At 39.8% G+C, this 15,277-nt stretch carries 13 protein-coding genes; 5 read left to right on the top strand and 8 right to left on the bottom strand.

Translation table 11 applies throughout. The annotated features are described in order from the left end of the window. The first annotated feature begins 59 nt into the window (after positions 1 to 59). On the top strand, positions 60 to 968 hold the full coding sequence (locus F896_RS16205; protein WP_016162608.1) for a hypothetical protein: 909 nt from the start codon (positions 60 to 62) through the stop codon (positions 966 to 968). A 4-nt stretch (positions 969 to 972) separates the two neighbouring features. Here F896_RS16205 and F896_RS16210 read toward each other — a convergent pair whose 3' ends face one another. From F896_RS16210 to F896_RS16220, 3 genes are all read right to left on the bottom strand, one after another. Further along, positions 973 to 1,884, bottom strand: coding sequence for a glycosyltransferase family 32 protein (locus F896_RS16210; RefSeq protein ID WP_016162607.1), 912 nt, complete (start codon positions 1,882 to 1,884; stop codon positions 973 to 975). A gap of 69 nt (positions 1,885 to 1,953) precedes the next feature. Beyond that, positions 1,954 to 2,712, bottom strand: a complete 759-nt coding sequence (locus F896_RS16215) for a glycosyltransferase family 25 protein (protein ID WP_016162606.1) — start codon at positions 2,710 to 2,712, stop codon at positions 1,954 to 1,956. 3 nt (positions 2,713 to 2,715) lie between these two features. Beyond that, positions 2,716 to 3,714 (bottom strand): Stealth CR1 domain-containing protein, encoded by a 999-nt coding sequence (locus F896_RS16220; protein ID WP_016162605.1) that lies wholly within the window; start codon positions 3,712 to 3,714, stop codon positions 2,716 to 2,718. Between the two features lie 375 nt (positions 3,715 to 4,089). On the opposite strand from F896_RS16220, the gene F896_RS16225 reads away from it, so the two are divergent. The 3 genes from F896_RS16225 to F896_RS16235 are packed head-to-tail and all read left to right on the top strand — an operon-like array spanning position 4,090 to position 7,198. After that, entirely contained in the window at positions 4,090 to 4,971 is an 882-nt protein-coding gene (locus F896_RS16225) for an ATP-grasp fold amidoligase family protein (RefSeq protein WP_016162604.1), read from the top strand. A 35-nt stretch (positions 4,972 to 5,006) separates the two neighbouring features. Next, positions 5,007 to 6,176, top strand: a complete 1,170-nt coding sequence (locus F896_RS16230) for a nucleotide sugar dehydrogenase (protein WP_016162603.1) — start codon at positions 5,007 to 5,009, stop codon at positions 6,174 to 6,176. Then, complete coding sequence (locus tag F896_RS16235; protein WP_016162602.1) at positions 6,173 to 7,198, top strand: NAD-dependent epimerase; 1,026 nt, start codon at positions 6,173 to 6,175, stop codon at positions 7,196 to 7,198. The genes F896_RS16230 and F896_RS16235 overlap by 4 nt, the downstream gene beginning before the upstream one ends. A gap of 85 nt (positions 7,199 to 7,283) precedes the next feature. On the opposite strand, the gene F896_RS16240 is transcribed toward F896_RS16235, so the two are convergent. From F896_RS16240 to F896_RS16260, 5 genes are all read right to left on the bottom strand, one after another. Then, complete coding sequence (locus F896_RS16240) at positions 7,284 to 8,039, bottom strand: hypothetical protein (RefSeq protein ID WP_016162601.1); 756 nt, start codon at positions 8,037 to 8,039, stop codon at positions 7,284 to 7,286. Positions 8,040 to 8,214: 175 nt separating this feature from the next. After that, a complete protein-coding gene (locus tag F896_RS16245) occupies positions 8,215 to 9,141 on the bottom strand; it encodes a branched-chain amino acid transaminase (RefSeq protein WP_004652473.1) in 927 nt (308 codons plus the stop codon). A gap of 30 nt (positions 9,142 to 9,171) precedes the next feature. Beyond that, entirely contained in the window at positions 9,172 to 11,919 is a 2,748-nt protein-coding gene (gene glnE, locus F896_RS16250; protein WP_016162600.1) for a bifunctional [glutamate--ammonia ligase]-adenylyl-L-tyrosine phosphorylase/[glutamate--ammonia-ligase] adenylyltransferase, read from the bottom strand. A gap of 72 nt (positions 11,920 to 11,991) precedes the next feature. Further along, entirely contained in the window at positions 11,992 to 13,263 is a 1,272-nt protein-coding gene (locus F896_RS16255; RefSeq protein WP_016162599.1) for a sensor histidine kinase, read from the bottom strand. 461 nt (positions 13,264 to 13,724) lie between these two features. After that, complete coding sequence (locus F896_RS16260; RefSeq protein WP_016162598.1) at positions 13,725 to 14,246, bottom strand: hypothetical protein; 522 nt, start codon at positions 14,244 to 14,246, stop codon at positions 13,725 to 13,727. A gap of 475 nt (positions 14,247 to 14,721) precedes the next feature. Between F896_RS16260 and F896_RS16265 the strand changes: the two genes are divergently transcribed. Further along, positions 14,722 to 15,207 carry a type II toxin-antitoxin system YafO family toxin gene (locus F896_RS16265; protein ID WP_016162596.1) on the top strand — a complete coding sequence of 162 codons (486 nt, stop codon included), beginning with the start codon at positions 14,722 to 14,724 and terminating at the stop codon, positions 15,205 to 15,207. Positions 15,208 to 15,277 lie beyond the last annotated feature (70 nt).

The raw sequence follows: 15,277 nt of genomic DNA, 5'->3' as shown, positions 1-15,277 counted from the left end.
TGGCCTAAACCAAGTTATCTAGTTTCATTCGTCTCAATGATTTATAAATGAGTTTTTAAATGGTGCACTTCTTTTCAGATCGTATTTCTAGAAGTATCTATAAATTGATTTATAAGCTTTTCTTCCCTAAAGCAGCAAAACACAACCGTCGTTATTGGCCACTTTATAGCGTTGAGCGAGATTCACAAAATCGTATCGAGAAAATTTATTTTAAGAAAAAACTGGTTTCCAATAATCTCATTCCACCACAAATTTCTCATAAAAAGTGCATGCTGGTGGCGACAGGTCCCTCTATTCAGCAACTAAATCCAGAAATTTTACATCAACAGGATAGAGACTATATCGGTGTGAACGGTGCCATCGCATTTGATTCAATTTCATTTTCCAGTTATGTGATTATTGACCATAATTTTGTGGACTGCCGCTTCGATCTGGTCCAAAAAGTCTTAGATAGCGATTGCACGTTTTACACCACACCACGTTGCCTAGACCTGATTTTAAGACACGTTCGAATTGAAGATATTCACTGCCAGATCAAAACCATTGAAACAATTACCGATGGCCAAATCGAAACGTTTCTAGAGCATGCTAGGCATGTCGATCAAAATGAAACTGACTTCTTTATTCACAAAGGCATCGGTTTCTCACTCGATGTCTATAAAGGGACATTTGACTATTTCACCGTGGCTTATGTCGCTCTTCAGATTCTCTATACGCTGGGTTATAGAGAAATTTATATCGCGGGTTTAGACATGAATAATTTTTCTCAGCCGCGTTTTTATGAAAGTATTGACGGACAGCAACCAACAACTTTAAATCATCATGTCGATGATGTATTCCAAGCTTTGGATGCAGCAGCAACTTTATTTAAACAAAAGCATATTCAGGTTTTCAATTTATCTCAAAACAGTGCAGTACAAGTCTTTAAGAAAATTGATCCAAACTCACTACTTGAAACTTCAAAATGATGTTTTAAAGATCAATCAATGAATCTTCTAGATACATGCCTTTTTCATAATAATGACTCAATGTTTTTCTTTCTTTGCCTGCAAGCTTGATCAGCCGTGGCATTTCCTGAGGTGGGTAATTGATCGCCATATCAATCAACACTTTTTCTTTCACCCATTGATGCTTCACTTGGAAAAACAAGGCATTTTTATCACAATTGATTAAGCTCATACTCGGCAAATGACGACGCATCACCTTCTGACACGCCACATAGGCAACCAGATATTCCAAACGACCAATCTGTTGAAACAAATCCTGATAATGTGGCTCAGTTTCCCTAAGCTGCTGTAGATAGGCTTTAGGCGTCATTTCAATCGCCTTCGCTAGTTCATCAAACCATTCTTTAAAGAAAATATTTTTCTCTGTGCTAGCCAATAACCAATTCTCTAAGACGGGAAAATCTTTAAGCATTGTGTTCTTGGCGCGATAATAGGCAAAGCTGTTGCTATGATTTTTCGTAATCAGTTCCTGAATCCAGTCTAAGCTTTCATAAACAAGGATGCTTGCATCTAACCAAATTCCTCCATGCTGATAAATCAACTCAAAACGGAGCAAATCGGCCTTTTGTTGTGGTGTTGCCTTTGGGAAACGACCAAAATCAATATTACAAAAGTTTTTCACTGTGTCTGGTGTGAGAAAATGAACCTCATAGTCTGGATTGGTCTTTTTAACTTGCTCAACACATTTTTCCACAAACCCAGCCAGTGGTCCTTCCCAATACATCCAGATTTTTTTAGGAATTACCGCATTCTGCACAATCGGATTAAGTACAATCAGATCTGCTTCATTGTCTATGGCTTCATTAATCCCTCTCTTTTTGTTCGAATACATCGTATAGAACTTTAAGAGATAGAATATTTTTTTAAATATTTTCATACAGATCACTCAGCCATATCTTCAAATCACCTCAGCTTTTTACTCAAGTGATTTGCCCAGAATATTTAATTAAAAGTAAAGATGCTTAAAAGCATAAAAACGGTCACGCCACATTCGTTTCTGTTTCTTTAAACCATGAGACGAATCGCGCTTTTCCAAGTCTTTACGCTGAATACCCTGTGTTGCAACTGTACCCAAAATATCACTGTCCAATCCAGCAGGTTTAACAAAAGGCTGCCAAACGCCTAGGCCTTTTCCATTCTTGCTGAGCCAGCCTTGGAAAAAGATATCGACAGGCACATGTATTTGTTTGCCAAGTTTTACAAACTGTTCCGCCCCTTTACGAGACCAAAGCAACCCAACCCCACGGATAGGGAAATAATACGCATGCCAAAGGTTATAATGATCCATCTGTACAATATCTTTGGCGAGTTTTTTCTTTTTCGCCGCCATATTTACGACATACCAATCCAGCTCTTTATGCTCATCCAGATAATTGAGGAGCGACTCAAGGTTGTGTTTAAAGTTAGGCAGAACCTGAATATCATCTTCTAACACCACCAAATAATCGGCGTCGCTTTCAAGAAACTTTTCAGCACAACCATAATGGCTCAGATAACATCCCAGCTCTGAACTAATAAGACTACGACCTAAAATTCGTTGAGCTTCTGCATCATCATATTGCTTAAACTCAGATAAGGCCTTACCACGCCCATCATAGGCCGAAAAACGGGTAAATGGCCATTCCTGTTGCTGTAATTGTGCGGTCGCACTGGCTAGACGCTGATCACTGCCATCAAGGTTAATTAGATAAGTTTCAACTTTCATCATTTATCCTTTGGCCGTTTCAGCCAATAAAACTTTCGGTATATAGCCTGCCAATTTTTGATTTAAAGCTGCATAAATTTCTGTAGCTGCTGTATTACTCAATTGATCCAGACTTTGCATACACCCATATTTAATCTGTTCATTACCCAAGCTTTGTAAGAAGCTACTTAAACTGCTTTCATTTTTCAAATAAGCAATTTCAAGATCAGGCTTTAACAAGGCCTCATCCTTTTGAATTTTCAAATGATTCATCAATGAAATCGGGTTGATTTGCTCTACACTGCGGAACTTATACTGAATCTGTTTTTCTAAAAATTTAGGATGAGCAAGTAAATAGTCTTGTAATATTTTACGGTCAACTACATGCGGATAATGGTGAATCTCAAAAAACTTTTTAAATCCAAGCATATCCGCCCCCAACATTTGTGCAATCATATGTTTAGGTTGTATCGGCTTGGAAAAATATTGATTTAAAATCTGACGATACCAAAGCTTGGCCTTGAGCACAAAACTGCTCTGCCAATGCCCGTAAATCACCATTTTTTGATCAATCAGAATATCCTCTAATTGCGCAGGCGCGTTAAAAAAGAAATCATCATTCAAATAGAAAAAGTAATCAGATACGCCTTGAATATTCCAGAGCATGGTTTCAATCGAACGTGTATTGAAAGTAGGTAAGTATTGCTCATAACCCGTAAAGATTTCACGATGATCAACAATCCGAATTTTACCTGCCTCACAAATTCCATCCTGAACAAAGTCATCAATCCATTGCGGTTGCTGACCATCTGTCACAATATAGATATGTCGACAAAATGGAACATATTTTAAAATAGATGCAACGTTATAATAAATTTCATGGTTACTCGCAAAACGGGTATCACTGACGGCATCAGAAGCTTGTACTTTGCCCTGATACTGCATGCGCTTCTGTTTTAACTTCGGATCATTGCCATCTACCCAAGCAATCACCACATCAACCGGTTGCATCATTTCACTCATCAATTCACTCTTAAACGATCCGAAAGCCCGAAAATACAGCTAAACATGTTTAATCTAGGAGCATATGATAACACCACTGATCTATTCACAGTCAGTCTCTTTTCGTAATAGCGAGAGTATTGATTGTGCAATCATTCCATATAAATCAATATATTATAATTGTTTAAATTTTAACATCGATGAGGTAATCAGCAGATATATAATTCCACCTTGTTCAGTAACTTTATTAACCCCAGCTTAACCCCTGACAATCCCTAACAAAATCAAACCTTTTGGAATCACTTTACACCTAAAACCACCACATTTTTATTAGACGAATTTAGGTATTTTTATTATAATTACAGGTTACTTTGATGGGATTTAATCTTTTGACTGATGATTTATAACTACTTTGAGTATCAAGCAAAAATAATTAGAACTAAATTTGTTTCAGATAAAGCGTATCTTACCAAACGGTTTATCTGCAAATTAGGTTATACCCCTGATTTTTGCTCGCCAAAAAGCTTCAATGAAAAAGTCACTGCCCGAATGATTTTCGAGCGGAGTCCCCTGTTCACAAAATTAGCAGATAAATGTGCGGTCAGACAGCTGGTTTCAGCAAAGGTTGGTGATGCCTATTTTGTTCCATTGATTGGCATTTATAAATGTATTGATGAGATTGATTTTAACCAATTACCCAATCAATTTGTTTTAAAATGCACGCATGACAGTGGCAGCGCCATGGTCTGCCGCGACAAGAGCAAATTTAGTGTCGAAGCAGCGACAGCTAAAATCAAAAATCATCTCAAAATGAACATGTATTTTAGAAAACGTGAATGGCACTATAAAGATATTTGCCCTAAAGTGCTGGTTGAAGAATATGTAGAGCTCTATGTCGACCCTGCCAGTCAATCCACCATTACCACGTGTCGTGTGCACTGTTTTGAAGGCCGTCCAGAATATCTAGAAATTGATGTCCAAGATGCTCAGGGCAATGACTATTCAAATATGTATGATACGCAATGGCAGTTGCAGCCATTTCGGGTCGATCTTAAAGATAACTCACCATCAGCCTTAGCTGCGCCGAAACAATTGCAAGATATCATTCAACTGTCAGAAAAACTCTGTTTCACCTATGGTTATAGCCGAGTAGATTTCTTACTCTCTCAAGATCATGTGTATTTTAGTGAAATCACTCTCACTCCGAATGCAGGACGAATGGTGATTACACCTGTAGAATGGGATTTAAAATTAGGGTCACTCTGGTTATCCTATTAGCCGTCCATCATGTATGTCGAATCTGTTAGGTACTTATGAAAATAGCGATTGCTGGAACAGGATATGTCGGGTTGTCAAATGCAATGCTATTTGCACAACACCATGAAACCATTGCCCTGGATATCCTACAAACTAAAGTAGATTTACTGAACAACAAAGTATCACCGATTCAGGATCATGATATTTCACTTTTTTTAAAAGAAAAAAATCTCAATTTCACAGCGACTACCGATAAACAGCAGGCTTTTCAAAATGCTGATTTTATTATTATTGCCACCCCAACCGACTATGACCCCCAAACCAATTACTTTAATACCCAAAGTGTAGAAAGCGTCATTCAGGATGTACTGGCTATTAACCCCAATGCGACCATGATCGTCAAATCTACAGTTCCTGTGGGTTTCACCGAGCAAGTCAAAAATAAATACCAGACTGAAAACATTATTTTCTCACCTGAATTTTTACGTGAAGGTAAAGCCTTACACGATAATCTCTACCCGTCGCGTATTATCGTTGGAGAACAGTCTGAACGTGCCCAGCAATTTGCAGATTTACTGGTAGAAGGTGCGATCAAGCAGAATATTCCTGTTTTGCTAACGCATTCAACCGAAGCTGAAGCGATTAAACTGTTCGCCAATACCTATCTGGCAATGCGGGTTGCCTTCTTCAATGAATTGGATACTTACGCACAAAGCTTTGGCCTAGACACCAAACAAGTGATTGACGGTGTCTGTCTAGATCCTCGTATTGGCAGTCATTATAATAATCCATCTTTTGGCTACGGCGGCTATTGTCTACCGAAAGATACCAAGCAGTTATTGGCCAACTATAACAATGTGCCAAGCAATCTGATTAAAGCGATTGTGGATGCCAACCGCACCCGTAAAGATTTTATTGCGGATTCAGTTCTTGCACGAAACCCAAGCACAGTAGGAATCTATCGTCTGGTGATGAAAAGCGGCTCAGATAATTTCCGTGCCTCTGCCATTCAAGGCGTGATGAAGCGATTAAAAGCCAAAGGTCTAGAAATCATTATCTACGAACCAACCTTTCATGAAGACAGCTTTTTTAACTCTAAAGTCACTCAAGATTTAAATGAGTTCAAACAAGCTTGTGATGTGATTATTGCCAATCGCCTCTCCAATGAATTGCTAGATGTACAAGATAAAGTTTATACCCGAGATATTTTTGGAGGCGATGAATGAAAGTTCTAGTCACAGGTGCTGCTGGATTCATCGGCTTTAGTGTTGCAAAAAAACTGCTGGAACGCGGTGATGATGTGGTCGGTTTTGATAATTTTAACGATTATTATGATCCCTCCCTGAAAGAGGCGCGTGCTCAGCAATTACAACTGCTGGCTGAACGCAACGATACAGGCAGTTTCACTCTGATTCGTGACAATCTCGCCAATAAAACCATGGTGGATCAATGCTTCCAAGATCATAGTTTTGATCGTGTGATTCATTTGGCCGCACAGGCAGGCGTACGCTATTCGCTTGAAAATCCACATAGCTATGTGGAGAGCAACCTGATTGCATTTACCAATATTTTGGAAGCTTGTCGTTACGCAGCAACACCACACTTGACTTATGCAAGTACCAGTAGTGTGTATGGTGCTAACACCACCATGCCTTTTAGCGAACAACACGGTGTGGATCATCCGCTACAATTCTATGCCGCAACCAAACGCGCCAATGAATTAATGGCACATAGCTACAGTCATTTATTTAAATTACCAACCACAGGATTACGCTTCTTTACCGTCTATGGACCATGGACACGTCCAGATATGGCCTTGTTTAAGTTCACCAAGAACATTTTTGAAGGCAAACCGATTCCTGTGTTTAATCATGGCAATCATACCCGTGACTTCACCTATATCGACGATATTGTTGAAGGGATTATTCGTACCAGCGACAAGATTGCGACACCTGATGAGACTTGGGACAGCAACCATCCAAATCCCTCCACCAGCAATGCTCCATTTAGAATTTTCAATATTGGTAACAACCGTACGGTCAAGCTCATTGAATATATTCAGGCGATTGAAAAAGCGGCAGGCAAAGAAGCGATTTTGGACCTGCTTCCCCTGCAGCCTGGTGATGTACCAGATACCTTTGCCGATAGCTCTGCGCTAGAAAACTATGTCGATTATAAGCCTGCGACTTCGGTGGTCGATGGAGTGAAAAACTTTGTCGATTGGTACCGCCAATACCACAAGATTTAACAGCCCTTAAAGCAAAAAAATCAGGCATTCCGCCTGATTTTTTATTCTATCCATCCCTTCATTTTCAGGATGAATAGCACTTGGATTACTGCCAAGACTCTTTAATCCAATCTGATGGCAACACATAGCGATACCACTTACCACCACCACCACTGATCGCATCAGGCGGATTAATCTCACCATGGAAAATAATGATTTTCGCGCCTTTTGGTTTGATAGGCGGCTGGAAATACGCAAATGGTACTCGACGTAAGCAGTGATATTTATAACTCTTACACCAGTCTTTATTCCAATAACTCAGCTTGCCTTCTTTATGCACAAACCAAGACAGGTACTCTTGTTCATTACGGAACTTTTGACTGATCTCATTAAAGTTTGCACGGAAGTACGGCAAAATATCAGGGAAAGCCCCCAGTTTAAAACGATAAACCGAACTATTGCCAGTGATACGCCAAGGGCGTTTCCAGTCGTGAATCACCAAGAACTCACCTTCCGCTTGGAAGAAGCAGTCAATATTATCAATGATCACCACATCAAGATCGAGAAACAGTGCATTGCCTTTTAAGCCATACAGATCAGGTTCAAAGGTCGACAATTTATTCCAGCCACGCTCAGGACTACCTGCTGGCAAATCTAGAGATGGAATCGGAAAACATTGAATATTCGGGTCAATACCTTCGGTACGATCGGTCAAGCAAACCATTTTAAAAGGCAGGGTCAAATGACGTTTGACCATGTTATACAAACGGTTGACGTACTCAGCACCATACTTGGTTCCCCACTTCATGCACAAGATCACATTGTCTTCATGAGTTGCCGAATTTTGTTGAATATCTACCATCTGATAACCTTAAATGCTTGAGATACGAGGCTACACTTTGTCCAAAAAAACAAAAGTGTTCAATCATATGCACTGAATATACGCTCATCTTAGCATAGAGCGGATTGTTTTTTTTAGTATTAATTCGTCAATAAAAAAGCGAAGCCTAAGCTTCGCCTTTGTGTACGATTACAGCTTATTTAATATAAGTTAACCAGTGTGCATATTTGTCATTGCGACCTTGTACTGCATCAAAGAAGGTCTTTTGAATCACAGTGGTAATCGGACCACGAGAACCACAACCGATTTCACGGTCATCGTATTCACGAATTGGCGTCACTTCCGCAGCAGTACCCGTAAAGAATGCTTCATCGGCAATGTAGAATTCATCACGGGTAATACGGCGTTCAACCACTTCATAACCAAGGTCTTTAGCAATAGTAATCACAGTTTGACGAGTAATCCCTTCTAACGCGCCACCTGCTAAATCAGGGGTATGCAATACACCATCTTTAATCAAGAACACGTTCTCACCCGCACCTTGGCAAACAAAGCCTTGTGGGTCAAGTAACATGGCTTCGTCATAACCTGAACGTGCCACTTCTTGGTGTGCCAAGATCGACACGGTATAGTTACCACATGCCTTTGCTTTACACATGGTCACGTTTGGATGGTGATGCGTGAATGAAGAGGTTTTCACACGAATACCACGTGCCATTGCTTCTTCACCTAAGTATGCACCCCAGCCCCATGCGGCAACTGCGGCATGAATGGTGTTGTCTGTTGCTGCAATACCGAGTTTCTCAGAACCAATCCAAATCAATGGACGTAAATAGCAAGAAGCCAGTTTATTTTCACGAACCACATCGATTTGTGCTTGTTCTAGTGTCGCTTGATCAAATGGAACATTCATTTGATAAATTTTTGCTGAATTTAATAAGCGTTTAGTATGATCTTGCAAACGGAAGATTGCGGTACCATTCGGGGTTTCGTAAGCTCTGACGCCTTCAAAGACACCCATGCTGTAGTGTAGTGTGTGAGTTAAGACGTGAATTTTTGCATCACGCCAATCAACTAATTTTCCATCTTGCCAAATAAAACCATCACGATCAGCCAAACTCATCGCACATACTCCATTTTCTTTTTTACACAATTATTCACTTTCCAATGCTTGCGCAGTTGGATCAATTAATCTTTGCCATAACTTGCAAACGATCTCGCGGGTATCGTGCCAATCCGCAGCATTGACTTGCATAGATTGATTTGCAAGCGCTAGACGGTGGCTCTCAGCTCGTTCACGGAGATAAGCGTGTATTAATGCTGTGGCATCTTCACTGGATAAGCAGCCTGCTTTAGCAGCATCTTCTAGAATTCTTACATTATCGGAAAAATGGGCGAGATCTGTATTCGTCCCACTCCATGCAAGCACAGCATACTGTGCCATAAATTCGATATCAACGATACCACCTGAGTCCTGTTTTAAATGAAAAATCCCATGTTTTTTTTGCTCAGAAGATGATCCCAAATGATCTTTCATCTTTTGGCGCATTTTCAACACTTCTTCACGCACCACATTTTCATCACGTACTTGGGTCAGAATTTGACAGCGAATCTGTTCAAATTGCGTGCATAATCCACTATCTCCCGCAATTGAGCGAGCACGCACCAAAGCTTGATGCTCCCATAACCAAGCACTTTTTTGTTGATATTGCTCATAAGCTTTTAAACTGGTGACCAACATCCCTGCTTCACCCGATGGTCGCAGACGGGTATCAATTTCATAAACACGCCCATCTAAGGTTTGCGTAGTCATCAAGGACATAAACTTCTGTGCTACACGAATCGCAAACTCGGCCCCACTAATGCCCTTGCGGCCATCGGTTTCACTTTGCTCTTCAAAGGCATGGATAAACACCAAATCTAAATCTGAGCCATAGCCCAACTCAATGCCACCCAATTTGCCATAGGCAATCACGGCAAATCCTTTGTTATCGAGACTGCAACGCTGACCATCATTTCCGACCGGATAGCCATGACGCTGTGCAACCGCCTCATAAGCCAAGCGTAAAGTCGCTTGTACACTCACTTCAGCAATATCGGTCAGAGCATCGGAAACTTTCATCAACGGACTTTCTGCCAGTACATCACTGGCAGCAACCGTCAGTACATTACTCTTTTTGAATAAGCGCAGTACTCGCATTTGATCTTCAACTTGATCAATCTCAATCCGTAACAATTGTTGACGCAGTGAATCTTCCAGATCTTTGCGTTGTGGCAGACCAAAATCCATCGACAGGAATTCATCTAACAGCACAGGATATTGCGCCAGCTCTTCACAAATCCACGGACTGACGGTTGCCATCTTGACCAGTCGCTGCAAAGCACCACGACTTTCCATCAACATCACCAGATAGACGGTACGACGTAGCACCGATTCAACCAATGGCATCAAACGTAACAGCGCCATTTGCGGTTGATCCGACTGTAAAATCGCTTCGATCAAATGCGGCCAGAATTTCTTTAAACGCTCTAAGGCACTGGCTGGGATTTTGCGTAAAGCTTGCCCATGCCAGAAGTTTTGAATTAAATTCTTAGCATCATCATCCAGTACTGCATTGAGTTTTTGTTCAAGCTGAACGAAATCATCGACAGGCTCAGCAAACTCTTTTTCCTGAATCAATTGCTTAAACTGGACTTTGACCTTGTCACGTTTCTGATTGAGTACATCCAAGAAGTCAGACCAATCGGTAAAGCCAAGCGTATCCAACATCCGTTGTCTCTGTTCAGGTTCAGTTGGCAAGGATTGAGTTTGCTGATCATTCAAGGCTTGAATGGCATGTTCGACTCGTCTTAGGAATAAATAAGCATCTTCCAGATCAATCACCGCTTGCTGATCTAGCAGTTCGGCTTCACCCAAATGGTGTAAATTGACCAGACATTGACGATCTTGCAGTTCGCGCTTCGATCCACCATAGATCAACTGGAACACCTGCACGATGAATTCAATTTCACGAATCCCGCCTGCACCTAACTTAATATCCTCTTCGATATTACGGCGCATGACCTCACGTTCGATCATGGCTTTCATTTCACGCATAGCAGCAAAAGCGGAATAATCGACATAACGACGGAATACAAAGGGACGCGACATGTCGAGCAACTCTTCGCCCGCTTTGCCACCTGTAATCACGCGCGCCTTAATCCATGCATAACGTTCCCATTCTCGTCCATGCTGGCTTAAATATTTTTCTAATCCACTATGGCTAATCGCCAAGGCTGAACCATCACCCCACGGACGCAAACGCATATCTACACGGAACACAAAACCATCAGCGGTAATATGATCCAGCAGATAAATCAGCTTCTGCCCCCACAGAATGCAAAACTGTTGGACATCAATACATTTACGCCCATTGGTTTCGCCCTGTTCATCGAAGGCAAAAATCAAATCGATATCACTAGATAGATTCAGCTCTTGAGCGCCCAGCTTACCCATTCCAATGACAATCAGATCTTGTAACTGACCTGAATAACCGATGGGCTCACCATGTTTGGCTAATAAAGGCGGTAATGCAAAAGCTTTGGCTGCACAAATACTGGCATCAGCAAAATCGGATAACTCACGTGTCAGCGTCACCACATTGGTGAGTTGATTGGCATCCTGCCAAATCCAGCGAAACATGAGCTTGGCACGGAGCACCCGTAAGGCTTTCATCCATGATTGCTCATCGCTGACTTCAGCCACAGCCAGTTGCACTTTTTGATAGATGGTTTCGGTCGACAACGAGTCAAGAAATTGATCTTCGGAATAGTCTTGTTCTAATTGTAATTTGTATAAATTTAAAACTTGTTCAGCATATTGGCTTGCAACTAAGGTTTTTTGTAGCTGTTGCGCATTCATATAAAAAGGCTCGACTGATGTCATGTCATCTAGGTTAGTTATATCAGTTACAAGCTTATCTTTAAAATCTCTTTAGACTAATTTCGCTTTGCTTTTTTGTTGATCCGTACATAAATCAACCTGTTCACGTTCGATTGGCAACAACACCGTAAATACCGTGCCTTCGCCCTCATTGGAGGTGACATTGATTTCACCCAAATTCATTTCTACAAAGCGCTTACATAAACTTAAGCCCAGACCTGCACCTTTCTCTCCTGCGGTGCCTTTATAACTCATGGTAATCCGTGGCTGGAATAGGTCTTTGATCTGTTCTTGAGTCATACCAAGACCGGTGTCTTTGACATAGACTTCAACATAAGTGCCTTTATGTTGTGCTTGGATATAGACTTTGCCCGTACCATCCACATCGGTAAATTTCAGCGCATTAGACACCAAGTTCTGAATCACCGAGGTGATCATATTCATATCAGCATAGACTTTAAGATTTTCATCGACTTCATTAATCAGTTGAATATTCTTCTTAATCGCTAAAGTTTTGAGAATATCAGTCACGATATTGGTGATCTGCCGCAACTTAAAATTGATTGGGTGATAGACAAAACGCCCACCTTCGGCCATCGCCCAATTCAGTAAGCTTTCTAATAAGTTATAAGTCGACTGTGAGGTATCGTATAGATAGTCAGCAATATTCTGAATACTGGATTCATCTAAGGTTTCACGTTCTTTCGCCAGTATTTCAGAAAAACCTAGTAGCCCATGAAACGGTGCACGTAGGTCATGAGAAATAATCGAAAAGAATTTAGTTTTACTAAAGTTCAATGCAGCTTCTTGTTCGTATAGTTCTTTCAACTCGTCATGGTTAAACTTCAATTCCAGTTGTTGCATGAAATTGACACAATGTTCTTGCAGGAGTTGTTTTTGTAGATCGCTAAAGCCTTGTGCAGCCTCATCAAATAGGATGATATAGCCCAGTGAGGTTTGGTCTGGATGTCTAAGATGTAAGGCGACTGCAGTTTGGATTTTCTTTTTCAGTGGTGCGAGAAATGCCAGTAAGGTTGAGTATTGCGGATGATCGTTATCGACCAGATCACCATTGACGAATAGCGTATTTAGACTTTTGGTAATTTTTGCAGAATCAATGGCTTTGAGTTTTTCAGGGCAACGATGCCACAGATAAGGTTCTTGGTGAAATGATAGCAATGCGGTACTGGCTTGCATCAGTTTTCGGTTAAACTGTAAAAATTGCTCAAGCAAGTTCTGCTCTGAAGTTAGCCCCAAAGAAAGAGAGATTTTACAAGCACTTAACTTTTCGGCTTGCTGTAGTTCTAATAATTGAATCGTCATTCCCGCCTCTCGAATATTTTCGTTATACGGTTCTTTACGTTTTATAAAAAAATGTGAAAACTATCACTTAGTATTAACAAACTTTAACAGAAAAGGCAATTGTTGATTCAATCAATTCGCCACAAAGCGTGAAATTTCATTAAGTTTAAACTTAGAGCACTCCCAACTCAATAATTTGAACGTCAGTATCACTATTGGGACAACCTGACCATTTCAATCGAAACACTTATTGAACAGGAAGGATTGAAGCCATAGTTGGCCAAGCTTAAATAGATCGTTGAAAAAGCCACTCACCGTTATTCAACAAGTGACTTGACCATACAGCTTGAGATTGAAACGAATATTCAATATCTCAAAAATTGATTAATTAGCCTTAAACTCAATAGGAAGCTTCTTACCTAATGATAAGGTTGAAGCTAAAATTTTACCTACACTTAATAATAAAATTGCAGATATAACAATCAAAAAACACTTATGTAAAAAACAAAATTATACCACCACGCATATGTAGGTATGCTCGACAAATCCAATAATCCCAAAATTATCAGCAAGGTCCTATTTACGAATAATATTGAGCCACAGAAAAAATAAGTAATTACAATTAAATAAAAAACACGCTCAACTGTTTTCTTTTTATATTTACAGACTAGCTTTACGTCCCCTGCTTGATCATCTTCTAATTTTATTAAAAGCCACGAGGTGTCGAAATCAGAAATTGCACCAAAAATATTTGGACATTTATTTCGTATTGCAAAATCTAGGAACTTACTCCCAACCCAATCATTACAGGTAACTTGTCTTGCTTTCAAATCTCTTAAAGAAAACTCAATTGTTTCAACTTTGTAGTAGCTCTTTATGTAGTCATCTAAAGTAGAAATTTGTGCCTCATAAAATTTTCTTTTTTTCGCCATTCTAAAAGTCTTAGAAAAAAACCAATAAAGAAGTGGTGTAAATGGTATTGTTTTAAGAATTATTTCTAACATATTAGTCATAATCCGAGAACTGGTCGGGTTTAGCACAGATGATGAGGAATGTATTAAGCAAACAGTTAATAATTTTTTCAACAAGAATAAAATAAATTGACTTTTAAAAAAAATTATGATCCAATTGTAAATTAACTATTTTTTTGGAGGTCCTAGACATGAGCTAAAATTGTATAAGTGCTCCGCAGTCTAGCCGCAATGACTGTAATATCTTGTTTTTAAGAAAGATATTTCACCCCCTATTCATATATAAAGACTTATGCTCTTTTTCCCAGCATCTAAGTCTAACGCATAAAGAGGTCGTCATCACATGACAACTATCAGGAAAAATGTTATTTCACGCCCAAATCGTCAGCAAGTTAATACTACTGAAGCTATGGTAAAGATTCGAATAGCGCATTCTATTGCTGTTCAAAATACTGCCGAGCTAGTAGCTAAGCGACAGGAGGGTCAATGTTAATTTTGGAGGATTCCCTTGCAACAAAAAACCTTTATTTTCACTGCCTCAGAAAAGCTCAGTAACCACCCTGATTTCAAACTCATCTTAGAAGAATTTGAGTCTTATAAAAAAAATAGTAACGACAAAGAACACCCTAGACCAGTCAATCATATTCAAAGAACGACAGCGAGTGTTTCGTATTATTTCGGTAGAGATCGCTTTGATATTAAACACAAACAAGCCCGTGCTGAAGAAATTCAACATGTTCACTTTCGTGAAGAAAATTCTCTATGGGAATTTGATGATGGTGATCCAAAAGCTCAATGGGACTGTAAAAGTAATACTTACCTTATTTATTCTTACTTCTACCATAATAATTGTCACTATTATTTTTTGATTGATTTGATTGAGAAAAACGCTCATAACAATGACAATGCAATCTATATTGCATCCGCTCCAGGTTACTTAGCCCAAGCTCAAGAATATAAAAGTAATATTATTAATCCTCCCCCACCTATATAAACATCAAGCTTTAGCAGTCATTGTTCTAAGACTGTAAAAGTATCTAAAGGTTTATTTGGGTTTCGATCCT

The sequence above is a fragment of the Acinetobacter genomosp. 15BJ genome, from assembly GCF_000400715.1.
GTDB lineage: Bacteria > Pseudomonadota > Gammaproteobacteria > Pseudomonadales > Moraxellaceae > Acinetobacter.
This window is presented reverse-complemented; position numbering and strand designations above follow the sequence as displayed.